General features: G+C 67.2%; 21 protein-coding genes. 4 read left to right on the top strand and 17 right to left on the bottom strand.

What is annotated here, in order from left to right; all coding sequences use genetic code 11:
* Positions 1 to 102: 102 nt before the first annotated feature.
* The 4 genes from C4S71_RS02660 to C4S71_RS02645 all read right to left on the bottom strand — a co-directional run bounded on the left by C4S71_RS02660 (position 103) and on the right by C4S71_RS02645 (position 5,999).
* Positions 103 to 2,031 (bottom strand): SLC13 family permease, encoded by a 1,929-nt coding sequence (locus C4S71_RS02660; protein WP_103968127.1) that lies wholly within the window; start codon positions 2,029 to 2,031, stop codon positions 103 to 105.
* A 138-nt stretch (positions 2,032 to 2,169) separates the two neighbouring features.
* On the bottom strand, positions 2,170 to 2,994 hold the full coding sequence (locus tag C4S71_RS02655; protein ID WP_103968126.1) for an enoyl-CoA hydratase-related protein: 825 nt from the start codon (positions 2,992 to 2,994) through the stop codon (positions 2,170 to 2,172).
* On the bottom strand, positions 2,991 to 5,186 hold the full coding sequence (locus C4S71_RS02650; RefSeq protein WP_103968125.1) for an acetate--CoA ligase family protein: 2,196 nt from the start codon (positions 5,184 to 5,186) through the stop codon (positions 2,991 to 2,993). Before C4S71_RS02650 ends, C4S71_RS02655 begins: the two co-directional genes overlap by 4 nt.
* Positions 5,187 to 5,204: 18 nt before the next feature.
* On the bottom strand, positions 5,205 to 5,999 hold the full coding sequence (locus C4S71_RS02645; protein ID WP_103968124.1) for an enoyl-CoA hydratase/isomerase family protein: 795 nt from the start codon (positions 5,997 to 5,999) through the stop codon (positions 5,205 to 5,207).
* Positions 6,000 to 6,287: 288 nt separating this feature from the next.
* On the opposite strand from C4S71_RS02645, the gene C4S71_RS02640 reads away from it, so the two are divergent.
* Positions 6,288 to 7,214, top strand: coding sequence for a MurR/RpiR family transcriptional regulator (locus C4S71_RS02640; RefSeq protein WP_103968123.1), 927 nt, complete (start codon positions 6,288 to 6,290; stop codon positions 7,212 to 7,214).
* Between the two features lie 81 nt (positions 7,215 to 7,295).
* Here C4S71_RS02640 and C4S71_RS02635 read toward each other — a convergent pair whose 3' ends face one another.
* Together C4S71_RS02635 and C4S71_RS02630 are read right to left on the bottom strand one after the other, a co-directional pair.
* On the bottom strand, positions 7,296 to 8,273 hold the full coding sequence (locus C4S71_RS02635; protein ID WP_103968122.1) for an NADPH:quinone reductase: 978 nt from the start codon (positions 8,271 to 8,273) through the stop codon (positions 7,296 to 7,298).
* A 94-nt stretch (positions 8,274 to 8,367) separates the two neighbouring features.
* Positions 8,368 to 8,928: a hypothetical protein gene (locus C4S71_RS02630; RefSeq protein ID WP_086509906.1), complete on the bottom strand. Its 561-nt coding sequence runs from the start codon at positions 8,926 to 8,928 to the stop codon at positions 8,368 to 8,370.
* A gap of 135 nt (positions 8,929 to 9,063) precedes the next feature.
* Here C4S71_RS02630 and C4S71_RS02625 point away from each other — a divergent pair, with 135 nt between their 5' ends.
* Positions 9,064 to 9,840: a glycerophosphoryl diester phosphodiesterase gene (locus C4S71_RS02625; RefSeq protein ID WP_086509907.1), complete on the top strand. Its 777-nt coding sequence runs from the start codon at positions 9,064 to 9,066 to the stop codon at positions 9,838 to 9,840.
* A gap of 19 nt (positions 9,841 to 9,859) precedes the next feature.
* Here the strand turns inward: C4S71_RS02625 and glsA are convergent, their stop codons facing one another.
* Positions 9,860 to 10,792: a glutaminase A gene (glsA, locus tag C4S71_RS02620; RefSeq protein ID WP_103968121.1), complete on the bottom strand. Its 933-nt coding sequence runs from the start codon at positions 10,790 to 10,792 to the stop codon at positions 9,860 to 9,862.
* A gap of 119 nt (positions 10,793 to 10,911) precedes the next feature.
* On the opposite strand from glsA, the gene nadE reads away from it, so the two are divergent.
* On the top strand, positions 10,912 to 12,252 hold the full coding sequence (gene nadE / locus C4S71_RS23000) for an ammonia-dependent NAD(+) synthetase (protein WP_103968120.1): 1,341 nt from the start codon (positions 10,912 to 10,914) through the stop codon (positions 12,250 to 12,252).
* Between the two features lie 78 nt (positions 12,253 to 12,330).
* Here the strand turns inward: nadE and C4S71_RS02610 are convergent, their stop codons facing one another.
* The 8 genes from C4S71_RS02610 to cbiE all read right to left on the bottom strand — a co-directional run bounded on the left by C4S71_RS02610 (position 12,331) and on the right by cbiE (position 20,292).
* Positions 12,331 to 13,752 (bottom strand): xanthine/uracil/vitamin C permease, encoded by a 1,422-nt coding sequence (locus C4S71_RS02610; protein WP_103968119.1) that lies wholly within the window; start codon positions 13,750 to 13,752, stop codon positions 12,331 to 12,333.
* 381 nt (positions 13,753 to 14,133) lie between these two features.
* A complete protein-coding gene (locus C4S71_RS02605) occupies positions 14,134 to 15,600 on the bottom strand; it encodes a cobyric acid synthase (protein ID WP_103968118.1) in 1,467 nt (488 codons plus the stop codon).
* Positions 15,588 to 16,319, bottom strand: a complete 732-nt coding sequence (gene bluB, locus C4S71_RS02600) for a 5,6-dimethylbenzimidazole synthase (protein WP_103968117.1) — start codon at positions 16,317 to 16,319, stop codon at positions 15,588 to 15,590. The genes C4S71_RS02605 and bluB overlap by 13 nt, the downstream gene beginning before the upstream one ends.
* A 176-nt stretch (positions 16,320 to 16,495) precedes the next feature.
* Positions 16,496 to 17,101 carry a cob(I)yrinic acid a,c-diamide adenosyltransferase gene (gene cobO / locus C4S71_RS02595; RefSeq protein ID WP_103968116.1) on the bottom strand — a complete coding sequence of 202 codons (606 nt, stop codon included), beginning with the start codon at positions 17,099 to 17,101 and terminating at the stop codon, positions 16,496 to 16,498.
* 14 nt (positions 17,102 to 17,115) lie between these two features.
* A complete protein-coding gene (cobF, locus tag C4S71_RS02590) occupies positions 17,116 to 17,871 on the bottom strand; it encodes a precorrin-6A synthase (deacetylating) (RefSeq protein ID WP_103968115.1) in 756 nt (251 codons plus the stop codon).
* Positions 17,868 to 18,674 carry a precorrin-4 C(11)-methyltransferase gene (cobM, locus tag C4S71_RS02585; RefSeq protein WP_103968114.1) on the bottom strand — a complete coding sequence of 269 codons (807 nt, stop codon included), beginning with the start codon at positions 18,672 to 18,674 and terminating at the stop codon, positions 17,868 to 17,870. Before cobM ends, cobF begins: the two co-directional genes overlap by 4 nt.
* The gene (locus tag C4S71_RS02580) at positions 18,671 to 19,072 is read right to left on the bottom strand and encodes a cobalamin biosynthesis protein (RefSeq protein ID WP_103968113.1); all 402 of its coding nucleotides are present in this window, start codon (positions 19,070 to 19,072) and stop codon (positions 18,671 to 18,673) included. The genes cobM and C4S71_RS02580 overlap by 4 nt, the downstream gene beginning before the upstream one ends.
* Positions 19,069 to 20,292: a precorrin-6y C5,15-methyltransferase (decarboxylating) subunit CbiE gene (cbiE, locus tag C4S71_RS02575; RefSeq protein WP_103968112.1), complete on the bottom strand. Its 1,224-nt coding sequence runs from the start codon at positions 20,290 to 20,292 to the stop codon at positions 19,069 to 19,071. Before cbiE ends, C4S71_RS02580 begins: the two co-directional genes overlap by 4 nt.
* On the opposite strand from cbiE, the gene C4S71_RS02570 reads away from it, so the two are divergent.
* Entirely contained in the window at positions 20,293 to 21,075 is a 783-nt protein-coding gene (locus C4S71_RS02570) for a cobalt-precorrin-6A reductase (RefSeq protein ID WP_103968111.1), read from the top strand. It begins immediately after the preceding gene.
* Here C4S71_RS02570 and cobJ read toward each other — a convergent pair.
* Positions 21,015 to 21,821 carry a precorrin-3B C(17)-methyltransferase gene (cobJ, locus tag C4S71_RS02565; RefSeq protein ID WP_103968110.1) on the bottom strand — a complete coding sequence of 269 codons (807 nt, stop codon included), beginning with the start codon at positions 21,819 to 21,821 and terminating at the stop codon, positions 21,015 to 21,017. The genes C4S71_RS02570 and cobJ overlap by 61 nt on opposite strands.
* A complete protein-coding gene (cobI, locus tag C4S71_RS02560) occupies positions 21,818 to 22,543 on the bottom strand; it encodes a precorrin-2 C(20)-methyltransferase (protein WP_103968269.1) in 726 nt (241 codons plus the stop codon). The genes cobJ and cobI overlap by 4 nt, the downstream gene beginning before the upstream one ends.
* Positions 22,544 to 22,552 lie beyond the last annotated feature (9 nt).

Below are 22,552 nucleotides of genomic sequence, written 5' to 3'. Positions count from 1 at the left end.
AGCAACCGGAGTTGACTTATTGCTCAATGAGGATTGTGACGGTTCGACGCTTCGATACCGCCGGCGATCAGGATAGCGAGCGCAGTAGGGAATCGCGATTCCCTACAAGGGCCACACAAGCAGGATCATCGGCAACGATACCACCAGCACCAATAAGGATAGCGGCAAGCCCATGCGCCAATAGTCGCCAAATCGGTAGCCGCCAGGCCCCATCACCAGAGTGTTGGACTGATGCCCGATGGGAGTGAGAAAGGCGCAGGAGGCGCTGACGGCCACCACCATCAGGAAGGGGTCGACCGAAGCGCCGAAACCGTCGGCCAGGCTGGCGGCGATGGGAGCCATCAAGAGCGCCGCTGCGGCATTATTGATCACGTTGGAAAGCAGCATCGAGATCAGGAACAGGCCCACCAGCAGCGCCATGATCGGCCATTGCTGACCGGCCGTGAGTAGCGCCTCGGCAATCAGGCTGGCCCCGCCGCTGGTTTCCAGCGCCTGGCCGACCGGAATCATGGCCCCCAGCAGTACGATGACCGGCCCGTCGACCGACTGGTAGGCCTCGCGCAGCGGCAGCACGCCTACCAGCAGCGATACCAGCGCGGCAGCAGTGAGTGCCACCGACGCCGGCAGCAGGTCCAGCAGCATGGCCGCGATGGCCAGAGCGAAGACGACCAACGAGACCAGCAACATGCGTGGCTGTCCCAACGGCAGGTTGCGCCTTGCCAGCGGCAAACAGCCCAAGGTTGCCAGGCTCTCGCCAAGGTTGCTCTCACCGCCCTGCAGCAACAGCACGTCGCCGGGACGAAAACGAATATCGCGCAGACGCTGGCGTAACCGCCCCCCATCACGAGCAACGGCGATCAGGTGCAGACCGTATTGGTTCTGCAGGCGCAGCTGGGTGACGGTGCGGTTGATCATCATGGAGTCGTTGCGCACCACCGCCTCGACCAGTTCGAGCCCTTCGGTGGTCGCCGGCTTCTTCTCCGACTTTTTCTTCTTGGTGCCCTTTTCGTCGTCTTCCCGTCTTGCACTCGTATCGCTCTCGGTACCCAGCGCCACGTTCTCCGAGGCGGCAGGCTTCGATGCAGCAGAGTCGGCCGCTTCTTCCCGGGGCTGCGCCTCATTCTCCAATGCTTCCTGCTCTTCAGGCCCTACGCCCAGGTGCAGACCGGCCTTGTCCTCGAGCAGTTTCATCTCGTCGGGACCCGCTTCCATCAGCAGGATATCGCCCTCACGAAGCACACCGAGAAAGGCATGCCCGGCCCAGCGGCGGTCATCACGCACCACCGCCAGCACCGGCACCGTCTCCTCCAGTTCACGCTGGAGTTCACGCAGGGTCCATCCCGCCGCCTTGGAATCCTCGTCTACCTTCAGTTCGACCAGATAGTTGGCGGTATCGAACATCTCCTCGGTGGTGGCCTTGCCGGCCCGCTGCGGTACCAGGCGCCAGCCCAGCAGCACGATGAAGGCAAAGCCCGCCAGGGCAACCACGGCGCCAACGGGAAAGAAGTGGAACATGCCGAAAGTTTCGCCGGTCTCGGAACCACGGTAGCTGGCGATGATGATGTTGGGCGGGGTGCCGATCAGCGTCATCAAGCCGCCGAGCAGCGAGCCAAAGGCCAGCGGCATCAACAACAGTGAGGGCGAGGTATCGTGTTCCCGGGCCAGGCGCATGGCCACCGGCAGCAGCAGCGCCAGGGCGCCTACGTTGTTCATGAAGCCGGACAGCACCACCACGGTGCCGGTCAACGCGACCAGTTGCAGGAACAGGCGGTCGCCGACCTTGAGCACCTGTTCGGCGATGACATCCACCACGCCGGAGCGCTCGAAGCCGCGGCTGAGCACCAGTACGGCGGCGACGGTGATCACCGCCGGGTGGCCGAAGCCGTAGAAGGCCTCTTCCCCCGGCACCAGGCCCAGGATGACCGATACCACCAGCGCAGCCAGCGCCACCAGATCGTAGCGAAAGCGCCCCCAGACGAAAGCGGCTAGCGTCAGCCCCAGCACGATGAAAACCAGCGTATGGTCGGCCATGTCCACTCCCTGTGTCGGCGAGCTTTCAGCACAACAGCCGCACGCAAAAAAATCCAGCGCTTTCTTTGCCTTGGCATGCGTTTAGCACGCGCCGAAACGAAAGAACCCGGCCGCAGCCGGGTTCCGGTCTTCAGGGGGTTACTTGGCCATCTTCTCGAGCATGGCGTTGACTGCCGCCAGATGCTCCGGCTCGTTGTGGCACATGCCTTGGAACACGGCGCAGAGATCGAGGAAATCCTTGAGCTCGGTGCGCTGCGCCATCTTCATCAGGCGCTTGGTCAGCCGCGTGGCCTTGGGCGGCTGGGCGGCGATGCGCGCCGCCAGCTCGTTCACCTTCCCCATCAGCGCCTCCGGCTCGGTGACCTCGAGCACGATGCCGTACTCCTTGGCCTCCGCGGCATCGATCACCCGCCCGGAGAGAGTCAGCTCGAAGGCGCGCTGGTAGCCGATCAGGCGCTGCATGAACCAGGCGCCGCCGTCGCCGGGAATGATGCCCAGGTTGAGGAAGGTCTCGCCGAACTTGGCCTTGCTCGAAGCGATGCGGATGTCGGCCATGTTGGCCAGGTCGAAGCCGGCCCCGATGGCGGGACCGTTGACCGCAGCGATGACCGGCACCTCCACCGCCTGCAGCGCCAGCGGAATGCGCTGGATGCCGCGCCGGTAGCGTGCCGCCACCTCGGCCACGTCGCCGGCGAAGTCGCCGCCGCGGCTGGCCATGTCCTTGACGTTGCCGCCGGCAGAGAAGGCCGAGCCTGCGCCGGTGATGACCAGCACCGAAACCTCGTCGCAACGGTTGACCCACTCCGCCACGGCGACGATGTCGTCGGCCAGTGCCGTGCCGGTCAGGGCGTTGCGCACGTCGTGGCGATCCAGGGTCAGGGTCGCCACGCGCTCTTCAACCGTCAGCAGCGCATCCTGCAGAACGGGCGGGGTGGGCTGGGACTGGCTCGTGCTGTCGCTCATGCCACGGACTCCTTGGCGTTTTCGTTGACGGATTCGCGTTCCACGATAACGCGGGCATCCACCACGGCATAGCCGTCGGCATTGACGATCACCGGGTTGAGATCGAGCTCGCTGAGCTCAGGATAGGCATCGGCGATGCGCGACACCGTGAGCAGCAGCTCCACCAGCGCCTCCTTGTCCACCGCCGGCTCACCGCGGGCGCCCTCGAGGATCCTGCGCGCCTTGATCTGCTCCACCATGCTGCGCGCGTCGTGACGCGACAGCGGGATCGCGCGGAAGGCGACGTCCTCGAGGATCTCGACGAAGATCCCGCCCAGGCCGAACATCAACACCGGCCCGAAGATCGGGTCGCGGATCACGCCGACGATCACCTCGGTGCCCTTCCGGGCCATCGGCGTGACCAGCACCCCCTCGATCTCGGCTCGCGCGTCGTAGGCGCGGCAGGCGGCGAGGATCTCCTCCCGGGCACGACGCAGTGCGGCCTCGCCGACCAGGTTGAGCTTGACCCCGCCGGCATCCGACTTGTGCAGGATGTCCTTCGAGACCACTTTCATGGCCAGCGGCGTGTCGCCGAAGGTGGCTGCCGCCTCACCGAGCTCGGCATCGCTGCGCACCACCAGCTCCTGCGGCACGTCGATGCCGTGCTCACGCAGCAGCCGCTTGGCCTCGTACTCGAACAGGTCACGCCCTTCGGCGCGGGCACGCTGGAACATGTCGCTGAGTTCGGGCTTGGGTGCGATGGCCGATTCACGAGGGTGCTGCCGGCTCAGGGCGAGATATTCGCCCCGCTCGCCAAGGGCGGCGAGAACCCGCACCGCCTGCTCGATGGAAGCGTAGATGGGCAGCCCCGCCTCGTGCAGCCGGCGCAGGGCCGGTGGCTTGATCGGCGTGTAGAGACTGTAGATGACCAGCGGCTTGTCGGTCGCCTTGGACAGATCCACCATCGCCTCGGCGCCGCGCATCTCGTCGCCCAGCAGCGACTCGGCAAAGCGGATGCTGTAACCGCCGAACATGCCCACCAGGAAGACGCTGTCGACGTTGTCGTCTGCGGCGACGATCTCCATGCAGGTGGCCAGCAAGGAGGGATTGGCGTCGGTGGAACCGGCCACGTCCACCGGGTTGACCGTCGAGGCCTGGGGAAACAGCACGTCGCGCAGTTTCTGCCGGGTCTCCTCGCTGAGCTCGGCCAGTTCCAGCCCCGCCTCGGCCAGGCGGTCGGAGGCGATGGTGGCCTGGCCGCCGCCATCCGAGATCACCGCCACCCGCTTGCCGCGGGCCTTCTGCAACAGGCCGAGGCCTTCGGCCACCGGCAGGATCTCGTCGGAATGCTGCACCACGCTGACGCCGGCCTGCCGCAGCAGGTCCACGGTCATGGCATAGCTGCCGGCCAGCGCGCCGGTATGCGAGCTGGCCGCCTTCTGTCCGGCCTCGGTGGAGCCCGACTTGTAGACCACCACCGGCTTCATGGCGGTGACGTCGCGCGCCACCTCGAGGAACTTGCGCCCGTCGCGAAAGCCCTCCACGTAGAGCGTGGCCACCCGGGTATGCTCGTCCTCGCCGAGATAGCGCAGGTAGTCGTCGAAGCCGATATCGCTCTGGTTGCCCGGCCCGACGTAGGTGGAAAAGCCCACCTGGCCGTTGTACTGAGCCTCCAGCGCCAGCGACAGCAGCATGTTGCCCGACTGGGAGACGATGCCCACATCGCCGGGCTTGACGTTGTCCAGCGCCAGCAGATTGAGCCGGTGGTGCAGGTTGAACACACCGGAGGTGTTGGGGCCGATGATGCGCACGCCGTGGGCTTCGGCCTTGGCCATCATCTCGCGTTCCAGCTCGGCGCCCTCGCCGCCGATCTCGGCGAAGCCGCTGGCGAGTATCACCGCCCCCTTGATGCCGCGGCGGCCGCACTCGGCGATCAGGCCCGGCACGCTGGCGGCCGGGGTACAGATCAGCGCCAGCTCGGGCGAGCCGGGAATCGCGGCGATGGACGGCCAGGCCTTGATGCCGAGGATCATGTCGGCCTTGGGATTGACGGGATAGATGTCGCCGCGAAAGCCATCCTTGATCAGGCCGACCATGGCCTTGTAGCCGCGCTTGGTGGGATCGCTCGAGGCGCCCACCACGGCAATGCCGGTGGGAGCCAGGATGGCGTGCAGCGGACTGCGTACGGGGAGGTGTCCTTCGATGGGGTTCATGTCTCGCATCCTTGAGTCTCAATGGCCCTTGAACTGGGGGGTACGCTTCTCGGCGAAGGCGTCGACTCCCTCCTGCCAGTCGGCCGTGGTCGAGCAGGTGAAGACCGCGTCCAGCTCCTGCTGCAGCTGGCTTTCGAGCCCGGTGTCGCTGCCCTGGTTGACCAGCCGCTTGAGCATGGCGATCGATACCGGCGCCTGCCTGGCCAGGCTCTCGGCCAGTGCCTGCGCCTCGGCCGGCATGGCATCGGCGGCGTGGCTCGAGGTGGCCAGGCCGATGCGAGCCGCCTCGCGACCGTCGATGCGCCGCCCGGTATAGAGAAGCTGACGCGCCATGTTCAGCCCCACCAGCTGTGGCAGGAGCTTCGAGACCCCGCCACCGACACAGGTACCGATGCTGGTTTCGGGGAAGCCGATCTGCGCCTCCTCGGCCATGACGATGAAGTCGCAGGCCACCGCCATTTCGGCACCGGCGCCCAGGGCGTAGCCGTTGACGGCGGCAATGACCGGCTTGGGATGACGCAGGATCGCTTCGCACACGTCGTTACCCAGTTGCAGGTAGCGGCGACGCTGGAACAGCGTGCGCTGGGCGCTGCCGTGCTCCTTCATGTCGGCACCGACGCAAAAGGCCCGTCCTTCGCCGGTGAGGATCACGCAGCGCACCTCAGGATCGCGCTCGGCTTCTGCCAGGGCGGCGAGCAGCTCGCTGTAGAACGCCTCGACCACCGCATTGAGGCGATGCGGCCGGTTGAAGCGGATTTCCATGACCGCCCCGCGGCGGTCGACGATGAGGGTTTCGGGGCTGGTGGCGCTCATGAGCGTGACGGCACTCTCTCGACGTAATGGTTGACTGACGTGGCGATAACGAATGACACGATAAGTGCCATATAGAAACAAACGTGACGTTATAAAACATTTCATGTCACATTTGTTTTATGCGCATGCTAGACAAGGAACCGCACGCCGTCAACACGAGCGTGACGCCAAAAAAAGAAAGTGGAAACAAATGTGTCATTGCTTGACGGATGCCATGCGTTACAATGCGCCTCCCTTCCCGTCGGCTTCCATGAGCCGGGCCCCGGCCCCCTGACCGAGGAGACAGCCGTGCTGGAACGAGAGACACAGAGCGCTGACACCACTCCGGAACAGGCATGCCCGCCCACCGGGCTGGACGCCGTGAACCAGCAGTTGGCCGCCGCCTATCCCGAGCTCAGCCCGCAGCTGAAGCTTGCCGCCGGCTACGTGCTGGAGCATCCGGTGGAGATCGCCTTTCAGTCGATCCGCAAGTCGGCCGGTGCCGCCCGGGTCACCTCCTCGACCCTGGTGCGCCTGGCCAAGCGCCTCGGCTTCGACAGCTACGAACAATTTCGCGAAGTGTTTCAATCGGCCGTGCAGGCCGGGCCGGTGGAGCTCTCGGGCCGCGCCAGCGACCTGCGCAACCTGGCCAGCCAGACCGACGACCAGGTGTTTCTCGATGTCGGCGATGCCGCCTTCGACAATATCGGCCGTCTGTTCACCGCCGACAATCAGGCCCGCGTGCGGGACGCCGCCATGATGCTGCTCGCCGCCGAGAAGATCGCCGTGGTGGGCTTTCGCGATACCTTCGCCTGCGCCTATCACTTCGCTTACGTCGGCCGCATCGCCATGCCCAACGTCCAGCTCATTCGCGGCCAGGAGGGCGGCCTGCTGACCGAGCTGGCCCCCTTCGGCGAGCACGACGTGGTGGTCGCCTTCGGTTTCGAACCCTACTGCGCCGAGACCGTGCGCGCCCTGGAGATCGCCCGCGCGGCGGGCATCAAGCCCATCGTCATCACCGATACCCTGCGCTCGCCGCTGGTGCCCGGCGCGGCCATCACCTTCACCGTGGCCAACGCCACGCCGCACTTCTTTCCCTCGATTCTCTCCGCCATCACCCTGATCGAGGTGCTACTGGCCGAGTGCGTCGCCTACGGCCCCGACAGCCTGGTCGACAATGTGGCAAGCTTCGAATCGCGCATGCGCGAGATGGGCGCCTACGTCAGCAACGAATGACTTCCCTCGTTCCCGAGGCCGCCAACGACGACGCCCGCCTCGAATGAGGCGGGCGTCGCATGAGCAGGTCTGCGCTTCTGCTTACGGCAGCAGAATGGTGGAGCCGGTGGTCTGGCGGCTGGCCAGGGCGTCCTGGGCCTTGCCGGCCTCGGCCAGGGAGTAGCGCTGGCCGATGTCGATCTTGACCTTGCCGCTGCCCAGCATGTCGAACAGGTCGCGACACATCGCCTCCAGCCGCTCGCGGGTGTCGGCGTAGCCGTTGAGGCTGGGACGGGTGACGAACAGCGAGCCCTTCTGATTGAGAATGCCCAGATTGACGCCTTCCACCGCCCCGGAAGCGTTGCCGAAGCTGACCATCAGCGAACGCGGCTTGAGACAGTCCAGCGAGGTGATCCAGGTGTCCTTGCCCACCGAGTCGTAGACCACGTCGCACATCGCGCCGTCGGTGAGTTCGCGCACCCGCTCCACGACGTTCTCGCGGGTATAGTCGATGGTCTCCCAGGCGCCGTTGGCCTTGGCCAGGTTTGCCTTCTCTTCCGAGCTGACGGTGCCGATCAGCTTGACCCCAAGTGCCTTGGCCCACTGGCAGGCAATCGAGCCCACCCCGCCGGCAGCGGCATGCCACAGGATCGTCTCGCCGCCCTTGAGCGGAGCGGTCTGGCGCAGCAGGTACTGCACGGTGAGGCCCTTGAGCATGCTGGCGGCGGCGGTCTCGGCATCGACGTCATCGGGCAGCGTCACCACCTTGTCCGCCGGCAGCACATGATACTCGGCGTAGGCGCCCAGCGGCCCCTGAGCATAGGCGACCCGGTCGCCCGCCTTCAGGTGGCTCACCCCCTCGCCCACGGCATCGACCACACCGGCACCCTCGGTGCCCAGCCCCGACGGCAGGCCGGGCGCGGGATAGAGACCGGTGCGGAAATAGATGTCGATGAAGTTGAGCCCGATCGCCTCGTTCCTGACCCGCACTTCACCGGGTGCCGGATCGGCCGGCGTCACGTCGATGAGCTCGAGCACTTCGGAACCGCCGGTGCGAGAGAACTGAATTCGCTTTGCCATGGGGTATTTTCCTTTGTCGGCTAACGATAGGTGTGCTTCATCCAACCGCCATGCGCGCATGGGGTCAAGGGGGTGATGGCAACAGACCGCTCCCCTACCCGGGAAATGCGGCCAGGCGTTCGACGAAGCGCGCCTTCTCCTGCTCGAAGAAGTGAGCGTCATGCTTGAAGTGGCGCAAAATCGCCTCCTCATCGAAGCCCAGCGGTGGCTCCAGCTCGCTCACGCCGCGTGCCGAATGATGCGGGGAGAGCCCGACACGCCGGCCGCCGGGGGCCGCGAACCAGCGATTGATACCGCAGCGGCGGTAGAAGCCTTCTTCTTCCTGGTTCGCCGCATCGACGCGCAGCGGCGCCTTCTGCACCAGTTCACGAATCAAGCGACGCACGCTCTCGCGGTCGCCGCCGGGCGAGGCATGGTGCCAAAGAATCATGTCGCTGCCCGACACGTCGAGCGTCAAGAGTGCCAGAGCGCCCGGCCGGCCCTGCTCGTCCACCAGCGCCCACAGCCTGGCGGCCTCCTGAGCGAACAGCACCTGTCGCGTCCCGGTGAAAGTGACCAACGGCGACAGCCCCGCTTCCCTACCATAGACATCGGCGCACAGCCGCGCGAGCCAAGCGTCGCGCTGCTCGTCACGCTCGGGGGTCATCACCTTCATGCCTTGCCTCATTGCTTTATCCAAAGGCGCAAGACTAGCATAGTCGCGCCCGATACCACGCGTGCCCCGAGCGGGTCGCTATCCTGTCATCGACACACGATAGATTTGCCTGGACCCTTCGATTGGAGCTCATGCATGACCTCACCGCACCCCGCCATCGCCCTGCCCCGACTGATCGCCCATCGCGGGCTGTCCGCCCATGCCCCGGAAAACACCCTGGCAGCGGTGCGCGCCGCCCACGATGCCGGCTTTTCATGGGTGGAGCTCGACGTGCAATTGCTCGGTGACGGCACCCCGGTGATCTGGCATGACGCCACGCTCAAGCGCTGTTCCGACGGCCACGGCAGGCTCGCCTCGCTGGATCTGGCCGCGGTGCGCAAGCTGGACGTCGGCGGCTGGTTCGGCGACGGCTTTCGCGGCCAGCGCATGGCCACTCTACGCGAGATGCTCGACCTGCTGGTAGAGCTGGACATGGGCGTCAACATGGAACTCAAGGTGACCAGCCGGCGCAGCGGTACCGAGCTGGCCGAAGCGGTGATACCGCGCCTGCTCGAGGCGCTGCCGCCAGAGCGGCTGATCGTCTCCTCCTTCGATCAACCCGCCCTGCGTCAGGCTCGCGCCATCGCCGACGCCTCGCTGTTGCCCATCGGCGTGCTCAGCGAGAGCGTGCCCACGAAGTGGCAGTCGCGCTGCGAGGCGCTGGAGGCCTTCAGCATCCATACCGACTGGACTCGCCTCACCGCCAAGCGGGCCCGGGAGATCAAGGCCGCCGGCTACCGACTGCTGTGCTACACCCCCAACGACCCGGCGGCCTTCGCCAATCGCTGGGCGTGGGGGGTGGACAGCGCCATCAGCGACGACCCGGCCCTGTTCGAAGGCATCGCCCCGCCGCCCGCTCTCACCCAGCCCTGAGCGGTAACGGGCCGCAGGCTCAGGCAAACACGCCCAGCTGCCAGCGGTTCGACAGCGCCTCGAGCAGACGCAGCCCGGCCACGCTGTTGCCGTGCTCGTTGAGCGCTGGGCCGATCACGCCGCAGCCCAAGCGCCCGGGTGCCACCGCCAGGATGGCACCGGAAACGCCGCTCTTCGAAGGCATGCCGACCTCCACGGCATACCTGCCCGATTGGTCGTACATGCCGGTGGTGAACATCAGCGTCAGCACGATGCGCACCGTCTCCTCGCCGATCAAACGCTCCCCGCTCACCGGGTCACACCCCCTATTGGCCAGTACCGCGGCGATACGCGACAGCTCGCGACAGTTCATTTCGATGGAGGTCTGCTTGAGATAGGGCACCAGCAGATCCTCCTCGCTGCCCACCAGCACGTCGTGGCTGCGCATGTAGTAGAACAGCGCCCGGTTGAGATCCTGGTCCTCGGCCTCGAACATGGCGCGGTTGTAATCCAGCTCGGGGTTAGCGGAGAGCCGACGAAAGAAATCGCGTAGCCGCTCGAAGCGATCCTTCCCATCCCGACCACGTATCATCGCCGTGGTGACGATGGCACCGGCATTGATCATGGGGTTGGAGGGAATGCCCATCTCGCCCTCTTCGAGCGTTGCGATGGAGTGGTAGGGATCGCCCGAGGGTTCCATGCCGACCCGCGCGAACAGCGCCTCGGCGCCCACGTCCTCCAGCGCCAGGGCAAGCGTCAGCGCCTTGGACACGCTCTCGAGGGGAAAGCGCTGCTCGGCGCTGCCCGCCTGGGCAACGTCACCTTCGGCGCCCATCAAGGCGATGCCGACCAGCTCTTGGTCTTCCTCGCCGCTCTCGCCAAAAGACGCCATTTCGCTCTCGTGGCGATACTCACGCTCCCGTTCCACGACTTCCTGCAAGAAGGCGACCTTTGCCTTGTCGATACGCTCCATGTCACGACTCCCTGTCCGATCGGATCGTTTGTCGAGTGGCGTTGCCTTCGATCAGCACGCGACGAGTGAAAAATTGGCCTAGCTTAGGGAAGGCTAGTCGGCCATCAGGAGGAGAGGCAATGGAGCTGCTGGACAGGATCACGGACTATCTGATCGACAACGAACTGAAGCTTGCCACCGCCGAGTCATGCACAGCCGGACTGATCGTCTCGGAACTGGCCAGAGTGCCCGGCAGCGGCCAGAGCATCGACTGCGGCCTCGGCGTCTATTCGCCCCAGTCGAAGAACCGCTACCTGGGCGTCAGCTTCGACACCATCGAGCGCTACGGCCTAACCAGCGAAGCCGTGGCCAGCGAAATGGCCGCCGGCGCGCTGAACAACAACGATGCCGACGTGGCGCTGGCCAACACCGGCATCGCCGGCCCCAACCCCGGCGACGACGATACGCCGATCGGCACCGTCTGCTTCGCCTGGGCCTTCCGTCACGATGGCGATCACCACCACTACTGCGAGACACGACGCTTCGACGGCACCCGCAACGAGGTGCGCCTGGCCGCGGCCCACTACGCCCTGGAGCGCCTACCCCACTACCATCGGCTGTGCCTCGAGAGCACGACGCAGAGCCAGGAAGAGACGCGCTCGCGCCGGGCCGTACAGCGCGCCGTCGGCGTGCAGCTGCAAGCCCGCAGCGACATCGATGTCCGGCATGAGATCGAGCGGCGGCGCGACTTCCTGTGCCGGGTCATGCAGGAGAGCGGCCAGACCACGCTGGTGCTGGGCATCAGCGGTGGGGTCGACTCCACCGTGGCGGGGCGCCTGGCGCAGCTCGCCGTGGAGCAGCGCCGCGAGCAGGGCGAGCGGGCCACTTTCGTGGCCATGCGTCTGCCCTACGGCGTGCAACAGGATGCCGACGACGCCAACGCTGCGTTGGCCTTCATCCAGCCCGACGAAGTGCTCGACGTGAACATCCAGGACGCCAGCGATGCGCTGCTGGAAGCGCTGGAAAACGGCGGGCTGACGTTCAAGGACGCCCACCAGCGCGACTTCGTGCTGGGCAATATCAAGGCGCGCCAGCGCATGGTGGCCCAGTACGCCGTGGCCGGCGCCCGCGGCGGCCTGGTCATCGGCACCGACCAGGCCGCCGAGGCGCTGATGGGCTTCTTCACCAAGTACGGTGACGGGGCCTGCGACGTGGCGCCCCTGACCGGGCTGAGCAAACGCCAGGTGCGCCTGCTCGGCCAGCAGTTGGGGGCGCCCGCAGCACTGGTGAACAAGGCCCCCACCGCCGATCTCGAGTCGCTGGCACCGCAGAAGCTCGACGAGGTGGCCCTCGGCGTCAGCTACGAGGAGATCGACGACTTCCTGGAAAATCGGGAAGTGTCAGAACAGGCTTACGAGACCATCCTCACCACTTACCGGCGCACCGCACACAAGCGCCGGTTGCCCATCGCGCCGGACTGAGTTCCATCGCGCCTCGGTCTCTGTAACGCAGCGGGCCGACGCCTCGGCGTCGGCCCGCATTGCATGGCAGTGGCGTCTTCAGCGCGCGGCGGGTTCGGGCCGCCCGGCCTCCTCCTCGTCGCGCTCCACCACCATGTCATCCTCCACCGCAATCGGCTCCTGCTCCTCGGCCTCGCGCGCACCGCGGGCACGGTGCTCGATCAGGAAATAGAGGATCAGGCCGATGCCCAGGCCCCAGGCCGCGCCGTGGGTGGCCAGCACCACGCCCATGATGCCCGCCACGCCCATGGCGGTGGCGTTCTTGATCTGCTCCACCGCCACGGCGATGCACAGGTAGCCGGTGATCAGCAGCGTGATCGACAGCGCAATGGGCAGCACCGGGCGGAAGAAGGTCACCAGCGGCAGCAGGAACAGAGCGAAGAAGCCGACGATCCAGAACACACCGGTGCCGGAGTAGATGGTGTCCATCGCCTTGCGCCCGTAGCGGTAACGCTCGGTCACGGTGGCCATGCCGCCGGTGAACAGCGGCCCGGCCAGCCCCGGATAGGGCGCCAGCAGCGAGTGCATCAGGTTGCGGATACCGGTGATCAGGTGCACGCGGTCGACGTTGACCTCGATCTTTTCGTCGGGACGCAGATGATCGACGCGCTTGAGCAGGGTCTGACCCACCACGATGTCGCCGAAGGCGATGATGTAGGCAATGATGGCGGTGGGAATCGCCGCCACCATCAGCTCGATGGGCGGCGCGCCGATGGAGAACGGCAGGTAGGCCCAGATGCCGGCGAAATCGGGCACGGCCAGTCCCCACTCCACCGTCGGCATCGAGTACTCACCGACACCCCAGCCAATGGCCATGGTGATCAGCATGCCCGGCACCATGCCGAAGGCGACGATGTTGCGCGCCCAGCGGTACTTCTCGGCCAGGTCACGGAAGGAGAGCGAGAACAGCACGTAGAGGGTGATCAGCCCGCCGATACCGAGCGAGATCGGCGTGTTGTAGAGCCTCCCGCCCTCGACGATCTCGCCGCTGATGGCGGCAATGCCCGCGCCGAGAAGAATGCCCGCCTTGATCGATGCCGGCACGTTGTTGACCAGCTTGCTACCCAGCCGCGTCACGGCCATGAACAGGAAGATCGCCGTCACCATCAGCTGCAGCGCCACCATCGCCCGGATGGCCTCGGGCCCCGGCTCGTACTGGCCGATGAACAGCAACACCACCGGGATCGCGGGTGTGATCCACCCGGCGATGAACGGCACCCCCAGCAGTGGTGGTAGGATGAAACCGATACCACACACCACGACGAAGGCCAGGCCCACCTCGTAGGGCACGCCCAGGTACTGTTCGAGCAGCGGGATCATCCCCAGGGAGATGACGAACATCACCATGGCCTGGATGGTTTCCGGGATGGCCCAGGGGAAATGGATGAAAGGCAGGCGGACCTTGAAGGGTCCCAGTGGCCAGTAGGGGTGCTCCTGGCCATATTCGCGTTTGAGCAGCACGTCGACACCTCAGCGGTTCTGTTTGTTGAGCGGTCCTCTTGGTCGGTTGTTGTTGTTCTTGGCTGAGCTCGGTTGTACGCGGGTCTGACGCAGCGCAACATTCGACCATGTGACGAGTGGACAAGCCGCCACTCGCCGGAACTTGTCGACAACATTACAAACACAGACGAGTAACACCCCGAAAAAGAGGGCGCTTTCTGGATATCGCTTCGACATTTTCAAGCGAGTTGTCGACAGGTTTGGCGCCAGTTGAGCGAAGTTTACGTTAACGTCAATGATTCCAGGCAAGGCGCTCCGAACGCGGGCGCCGCAGAGGCGCTTACACAAAGCAACGTCCCCCAGGCAGGGACGTAGGACTAAAGAATAATGAGCCTACAGGACTCAAAGCCCCAGCAGTCGTTCGATGGCGGCCATGTCCAGGTTCGCTTCCAGGCAGTCGGCCAGCCGGTCCAGCTCCTGCTGGCGATGGGCTTGGTAATCCACTGCGCTTCCCGGCGCCTCGAGCCCGCAGCGGGCAAGTAGCGCCGCGCACGCCTCGGGCCGGTCGAACAGGCCGTGCAGGTAGGTGCCCATGACCTGGCCATCTGCGCTTTCGGCACCGTCCGGCCGGCCTTGCAGCTCTAGTAGCGGCCGCGCCAGGGCAGGCCCCTCGCTCACCCCGTTGTGGATCTCGTAGCCGGCGATCGGCACCCCTTCGCGAAGCAAGCGCCCACTCACGTTGCGCAGCTGCTTGCCCGCTACCATGCGCGTCTCGAACTCGAGCAGTCCGAGCCCGGGGGTCGATCCCGCCGGCCCCTCCAGCCCCTCCGGGTCGTGCACCGCCCGGCCCAGCATCTGCAGACCGCCGCAGATGCCGAGCACCCGGCCGCCGTAGCGCAGATGGCGCTGTATCGCTTCCTCCCAGCCCTGGGCGCGCAGCCATTCGAGATCGCTACGGGTACTCTTGCTGCCGGGCAGGACGATCAGATCCGCTGGCGGGATCGCTCGGCCTGGCCCTATATGGTTAGGCCCGACGAAGCTCAAGTCGACCTGCGGATGCAGCCGCAGCGGGTCGAAGTCGTTGTGGTTGCTGATACGCGGCAGCGCCGGTACCACAACCTTGAGCGTGGCCCCAGGCCCCACCCGACCGCTGCGGCCGATGCTGTCCTCGGCATCGAGCAACAATCCTTGCAGATAGGGCAGCGTGCCGAATACCGGCTTGCCGGTACGCTGGGTGAGCCAGTCGAGCCCCGGCTCGAGCAGGGCGATGTCGCCGCGAAAGCGGTTGACGATGAAGCCACGGGTACGCGAGCGCTCGCTCTCGCTGAGCAGTTCCAGGGTCCCGACCAGCTGAGCGAAGACGCCGCCGCGGTCGATATCGCCGACCAGCACCACCGGGCAGTCGACCATCTCGGCGAAGCCCATGTTGGCGATGTCGTTGGCGCGCAGGTTGATCTCGGCCGGGCTGCCCGCCCCCTCGGCGACGATCACGTCGAAGCGCGACGACAGCGCGTGCCACGCCGCCAGCACGCTCTCCCGCGCGGTGCGCTTGTAGGCGTGGTAGTCCAGCGCGTCCATGTGGCCGTGGACCCGCCCGCGCAGGATCACCTGAGCGCCGCGGTCGCTCTCGGGCTTGAGCAGCACCGGGTTCATGTCGCTATGCGGCTCGACGCCTGCCGCCAGCGCCTGCAGCGCCGTGGAGCGGCCGATCTCGCCGCCATCCACCGTCACCGCGCTGTTGAGCGCCATGTTCTGCGGCTTGAACGGCGCCACCGATACCCCGCGCCGCGCCAGCACCCGGCACAGCCCCGCCACCACCGTGCTCTTGCCGGCATCCGAAGTGGTGCCCTGGATCATCAAGGTTGGCATGGTCTGGCCACCTCTTGCAGTGCCTCGTGAAGCGCCTCGTCCGCCAGCGCCTGCCCCCAGCCGTTGCCATGCACCAGCTCGGTGAGCGGCAGGCGCTGGCGCCACCCGGAGCGGGCCAGCTCGGGCTGCTGCAGAAACTCGCTGACGTAGCCCAGACACAGGTACGCCAAGGGGTAGACCTGTTCTGGCAGGTCGAGGATCGTCGCCAGCTCTTGCTGATCGAGAATGCTGACCCAGCCCACGCCGATGCCCTCGGCGCGGGCCGCCAGCCATAGGTTCTGCACTGCCAGGCAGGTGCTGAACAGGTCCGTGTCGACGATGCTGGTGCGCCCCAGTACCGGGCCATCGCCACGGCTACGGTCGCAGGTGATGCAGAGGTTGAGTGGGCTTTCCAGGATGCCTTCGAGCTTGAGGCGGCGGTACGCCTGCTGCCGCTCAGCGGAAAACTGCTGCGCCCCCCGCTCGTTCTCCTGTAGGAACAGCCGATGCACCCGGCGGCGCACCTCCAGGCTGTCGATCACCAGGAAGTCCCAGGGCTGCATGAAGCCCACCGACGGCGCATGGTGCGCGGCGTCCAGCAGCCGGGCCAGCACCTCGGGCGGCACGGGATCCGGCAGGAACTGGGCGCGCACGTCCCGCCGCTCGTGAATCGCGCGGTAGAGTCCCTCCCGCTGTGGCGGGGGAAAGGCGTGATCGGCTCGCCCGCTGTGTTCTGCCATGCGGCTCTCCAAAAAAGTCATGAGGGAACGAGTCGGCAGGATGAGCGCCGGGGACAAGTCTAAGCGAGGGTCTTTTGCCATGGATGGCAAAAGTAGCGCCCAGGGATGGGTTCACAGCGCCCTCGCGATGGCTTGTCCCCGGAGAAGCTCATCATCCCCTCCAGCCGAATCATCAGCTAGAGTTCAATGCCCTTCTGCGCCTTGATCCCCTGCTCCTTGAAGGCGTGCTTGACCACCTTCATCTCGGTGACGGTGTCGGCCAGCTCGATCAGCGCCTCCGGTGCGTGCCGGCCGGTAACGACCACGTGCTGCATGGGCGGGCGGGCCTGCAGGTCGTCGAGTACGCGATCGAGCTCCAGGTAGCCGTGGCGCAGCGCGATGTTGAGCTCGTCGAGCAGCACCAGATCGACCGCGGGATCCTCGAGCATGCCGCGCGCCACCTCCCAGGCTGCCTCGGCGGCTTGCACATCCTTGTCGCGATCCTGGGTATCCCAGGTGTAGCCCTCGCCCATCACGTGGTAGTCGACGTTCGACTGCTGGCGGAAGAAGGCCTCCTCGCCGGTCTGGAACTTGCCCTTGATGAACTGCACCACGCCCACCTTCATGCCATGGCCGAGCGCACGGGCCAGCATGCCGAATCCGGAGCTGCTCTTGCCCTTGCCGGGGCCGGTGAGTACCAGCAGCACGCCCTGCTCCTTGTCGGCGCGGGCAATGCGCTCCTGCATGATCTTCTGCTTGTGTGCCATGCGTTCGGCATGGCGCTGGGGGTCGACCGTTTTCATTGCACTCTCCTTAATTACACTCGCCGCAACAGGTAGACGTCCATGATCCAGCCGTGCCGCTCGCGCAGGGCGGCACGCCGTTCGAGGATCGTCGCGGCCACGTCCACCAGCTGGCCGTCGATCAGGCACTGCTTGTCCATGCCCAGATAGGCCCCCCACCAGATAGTGAGGCCTTCCTGGGGCAGCGCCTGGAAGGCACCGCCGCTGTCGAGCATCACCGCCACGCTCTCGGCGTCACTGGGCCAGCCGCGCTCCCGCAGTCGCCGGCCCGTGGTGATCAACACCGGTTCGGCCAGCGCATTCAAGGGGATGCGGTGCGCGGCGGTGAGCGCTTGCAGGCTGGTGATGCCGGGCTCCACGCGTATGTCGAGCGCAAGCCCCTTGCCACCTAGACGCTCGGCAATACGCAGGCTGCTGTCGTAGAGCGAGGGATCGCCCCAGATCAGCATACCGACCCGCCCGCCTTCAGGCAGGTGCGTTGCCATCAGTTCCGCCCACACCTCGGCAATGGCGTCGTGCCAGTCGTCCACCGCGCCCAGGTAGTCGGCGCGGGCATCGCGGCACGGCAGATCGAACTCCACGACCCGGGTGCGAGATGACGCCTCGAGCAGATCGCGGCACAGCAACCGGCGCAGGTCGATCAGGTCCGACTTGGCTTCCCCCTTGCGCGGCAGCAGGATCAGGTCCGCCTGGTTGAGCGCCCGCACCGCGGCCAGGGTGATATGCTCGGGGTTGCCGGTGCCGATGCCGATCAGCGAGAGGTGAATCATCGCTCACTCCTCTTATCGACCCTCTCGCAGTCGGCGAAGGGCGACTCCGCCGACTGCGGCCGAAAGCGGCGGTCGTAGCCAACCGCATACAGGCAGCTCTCGGCAAAATCCTCGCTCTCCAGCGCCGGCCCCACCAGGATCAGCGCGGTGCGCTGCAGGGCGTCGTCGACCAGGGTTTCCACCGTCGCCAGGCGCCCCCGCACCACCCGTTCGTCGGGCCAGCTGGCCCGCCAGACGATGGCCACCGGGCACTCGGCGCCATAGTGCGGAAGCAGCTCGGCGACGACCTGGGGCAGGTTATGAATGGAGAGATGGATCGCCAGGGTGGTGCCACTGCTGGCGAAGTTGGCCAGGGTCTCGCCCGCCGGCATGGCGCTGGCGCGCCCCGGGGTGCGGGTCAGCACCAGCGATTGCGCCACCCCCGGCAGGGTCAGCTCCTGGCCCAGGGTGGCGGCGGCCGCGGCGAAGGCCGGCACGCCCGGGGTGATGGTGTAGGGAATCGCCAACTCGCGCAGCCGGCGCAGCTGCTCGCCCAGGGCCGACCATATCGACAGGTCGCCGGAGTGCAGCCGGGCCACGTCATGACCGGCAGCATGGGCGGCGCGCATCTCGGCGATGATCTCGTCGAGGGAGAGCGGCGCGGTATTGACGATACGGGCGCCCTCCGGGCAGTGGGCCAGGATCTGCTCGGGCACCAGCGAGCCCGCGTAGAGGCATACGGGGCAGGCCGCGATGAGATCGCGCCCGCGCAGCGTCAGCAGGTCCGGCGCGCCGGGGCCGGCACCGATGAAGTGTATGGTCATGTCGACTCTCCTGGCGGCAGTGACACTCGAGCCAGCGCCGCGGTAGCCATGCGATCCGCAGAAACCAGCCGGGGCGCGAGCAGGGTCGCCCCCGGCCCCGCCGCCAGCAGGGCAACGGCCTCGGCAACGCTGCCCGTGCCCCGGGCCGTCAGGCTATGGCGGGAGTGCGTGAGGGTGGCGACCGATGGCAGCGCCTCGTCGGCCACGGCGATCACCGCCATGCCCCGCTCGCGCCCCAGCGCCTGCACCAACGCCTGCTTGGACGCTGCCGCCGCCAGGCGGTCGACGGGGCCATAGCGGGCCTCCAGCTGTGCCAGCAGATCGGCCAGCGAGGCCAGCGGTGCCGCGCGGCGAAAGCCGAAGCCGACCACGCGCATGTCGTTCGATGCCGCCGTCATCGGGTCACCCGCCACTGCACGATGGGGTAGCTGGCCTTCCAGCCGCGACGGTTGCCGAGGGGAGCGGCGCTGGACAGCTCGATGCGCAGCAGCTCGCCGCCGGCCCGCCGCTGCCACTCGGCCAGCAGGGCCTCGGACTCCAGGGTCACCGCATTGGCCACCACGCGCACCCCGGGCGGCAGGCGCTGCCACAGCGCCTCCAGCAAGCTTTCCGATAGCCCACCCCCGATAAAGACCGCATCCGGCGGCGGCAGGTCTCCCTGTGCCTGATTCTCCAGAACGTCGAGGGCATCGCCTTCCACCACCTCGAGCCAGTCGACGCCAAGGTTATCGGCGTTGCGCCGCGCCCGCGCCGCCCGCTCGGCGTGGCACTCGAAGGCCACCGCCTGGTTCTCCGGATGAACCAGCAGCCACTCGATGGCGATCGAGCCCGAGCCCGTGCCGATGTCCCATAGCCGCTCCCCCGCCCTCGGAGCCAGGGCGGCCAGGGTCATGGCGCGTACGGCCTGCTTGGTGAGCTGGCCGTCGTGCTCGAACAGCGTGTCCGGCAGGCCGGGGGTGAGCGGCAACGCCGGGCCCTCTCCGACCACCTCCAGCCCCACCGCCACCGGGTGGGCGATATCGCCGGGCAGGTCGGCGTCGGCCCGCATGCTGCGAAGGCGCTCGTCGTCTCCCCCCAGCGCTTCCAGCACGTGAAGCCGCGACCCACCGAAGCCGAAGCGCACCAACAGGCCAGCCAGCTCATGGACGGCGTTCCCGTCCCGCAGCAGCACCAATAAGCGTCGGTTCTGCTGCAGGTAGGGCCGGATGCGCGTCAGCGGCTTGGCGTGCAGGCCGAGGCAGGTACACGCCTCCAGCGGCCAACCCAGGCGCCCTGCCGCCAGGCTGAAGGTGGAAGGCGCCGGCAGGGCCCGCCACTCTGCAGCGGGTAGATGGCGCGCCAGGGTGGACCCGGCGCCGAACCAGAAGGGATCGCCGGAGACCAGCATGACCACCCGCCGGCCCCGCTCGGCCAGCAGTCGAGGAATGCCCTCGGCGAAGGGCACCGGCCACTCCCGCACCTCGGCGGACAGCGGCGGCAGCAGGCGTAGATGGCGCCGGGCGCCGAACACCAGCTCGGCGGCCTCGAGCGCCTCGCGGCTTGCCGCGGTCAGCCCTTCTGTGCCACCTTCCCCCCAGCCGAGCAGGGTCAGCCAGGGAGCGTCGTCAAGGTCCGTCATATGAAAATCCTGATTCTAGGGGGAACCACTGAGGCCAGTGCCCTGGCGACCGCGCTGGCCGAGCGCGAGGTCCCGGCCCTGTTCAGTTATGCCGGGCGAGTGAGCACTCCCAAGCCCCAGCCGCTGCCCACCCGGGTCGGCGGGTTCGGCGGCGTGGCGGGCCTGGCCGCCTTCCTGACGGAGCAGCGCATTACCCATCTGGTCGATGCCACCCACCCCTTCGCCGAGCGGATGAGCCGTAGCGCCGTGGCCGCGGCAAGCCACAGCGGCATTCCGCTGATCGCCCTGACCCGCTCGCCCTGGGTGCCCCAGGCCGGGGACCGCTGGGAACCGGTCGCCAGCGTCGAAGCAGCGGTGAGCGCCCTGGCCGGCCCGCCCCGGCGCATCCTGCTGGCCATCGGCCGCCAGCAGCTCGCCGCCTTCGCCGACCAGCCCCAGCACCACTACCTGCTGCGCCTGGTCGACGCTCCCGAGACGCCACCGCCCCTGCCCCGCCACCATATCGTCCTCGACCGCGGCCCCTTCACGCTGGACGGCGACCTGGCGCTGCTGCGCGAGCACGGCATCCAGCGCGTCGTGTGCAAGAACGCCGGCGGCACCGGCGCCATCGCCAAGCTCGACGCCGCTCGCCGGCTGGGCGTACCGGTGGTGATGATCGAGCGGCCAGTGCCGCCGCCCCGGCGCGAGGTGCATTCGGTCGATGCGGTGTTGGCCTGGCTGCATCACGGCTCGGCTCCTGCGTCAGGCCTTGAGTCAGAACCCGGGGCCGAGCGCGGGGTGTAGACCCAGGGCACGCCTTCACGCCGGATCAGCCGCGTCTGGCTGGAGCCCACCATCACCAGGGTACGCATATCGGCCATCTCCGCCGTGGCCTCGCCCAGCGTGGTGACCGTCAGTTGCTCTTCCGGCATGGAGACGGCCCGAGCGAAGATGATCGGGCGCTCCGCCCCGCAGGCCTCGCGCAGCACCTCGAGAGTGCGGACGAAGCCCTCCGGCCGGGCGCGGGAGCGCGGGTTGTAGAAGGCCATGGCGAAATCGGCCTCGGCGGCCAATCGCAGACGCCTTTCCACCAGCCCCCAGGGCTTGAGGTTGTCGGAGAGGTTGAGGCAGCAGAAATCGTGGCCCAGCGGTGCCCCCAGGCGTGCACTGGCGGCCAACATGGCGGAGATGCCCGGCAGCACCTGGATGTCCAGCTCGCGCCACTCTGGCTCGCCGGCCTCGAGCGCCTCGAACAGCGCCGCGGCCATGGCGAACACCCCGGGGTCCCCCGAGGAGACCACCACCACCCGCTGCCCCTCGGCGGCCAGCCGCAGCGCCTGCTCCGCGCGGCGGAGCTCCTCGCGGTTGTCCGAGCCGTGGCGCGTAAGCCCCGGCCGCGGCGCCACCCGTTCGACGTAGGGCACGTAGCCCACCACGTCGGTGGCCTCGCTCAGGGCGGCGGAGACTTCGGGGGTGATCAGCGCAGCATCGCCCGGACCGAGGCCGACCACCTTCAGCCACCCTTCCTTCCCCCACGCAGGTTCTCTCATGGCCGCCTCCCGTTGCCATGGATCACCACGATGGAGAAGTAGGGCACGCTGTCGCCGACCTCGCGGAACGGCCGTATCCGCTGCTGCGGCATGGCGGCGTACTCGATCAGCCAGGCCTCCTGCTCCCGGCCGGCCTCGGCCAGCGCGCGCTGCAGCTTGGCCAGGTTGCGACCGATCTTCATCACCACCAGGGCATCGGTCCGCGCAATGTGCTCGACCAGCGTTGCTTCGGGCAGGGTGCCCATCAGCACGGTCATGATGTCGTCGCCCCAGGTCACCGGCTGCCCGGTGGCGGTCCAGGCGGCGGACATGCCGGTGATGCCGGGCACCACTGCCACCGGCACCCGACCCTGCAGGCGGGTATAGAGGTGCATGAAGGAGCCGTAGAAGAACGGATCGCCCTCGCACAGCACCACCGCATCGCACCCGGCCTCGGCGATCTCGCGGAGCTGCGCGACGCTGTTCTCGTAGAAGGCCGCCAGCAGTTCGTTGTAGAGCGGGTCGTCGAACGGGATTTCGGTGGTGACCGGATACTCCAGCGGAATCTCGATCGCGTCGGGCGCCAGCAGGCCCTCGACGATGCTGCGGGCATGGCCGCGGCGCCCCTTCTTGCGGAAATAGGCGACGTGGGTGGCCCCGCGAATCAGCCGGTCGGCGCGCACGCTCATCAGGTCCTGGCTGCCGGGGCCGAGGCCGACGCCATGGATGGTGCCCGGTGTGATGGTTGCTTG

The sequence above is a fragment of the Billgrantia desiderata genome (assembly GCF_900108215.1).
In the GTDB taxonomy this organism is placed as follows: domain Bacteria; phylum Pseudomonadota; class Gammaproteobacteria; order Pseudomonadales; family Halomonadaceae; genus Halomonas; species Halomonas desiderata.
This window is presented reverse-complemented; position numbering and strand designations above follow the sequence as displayed.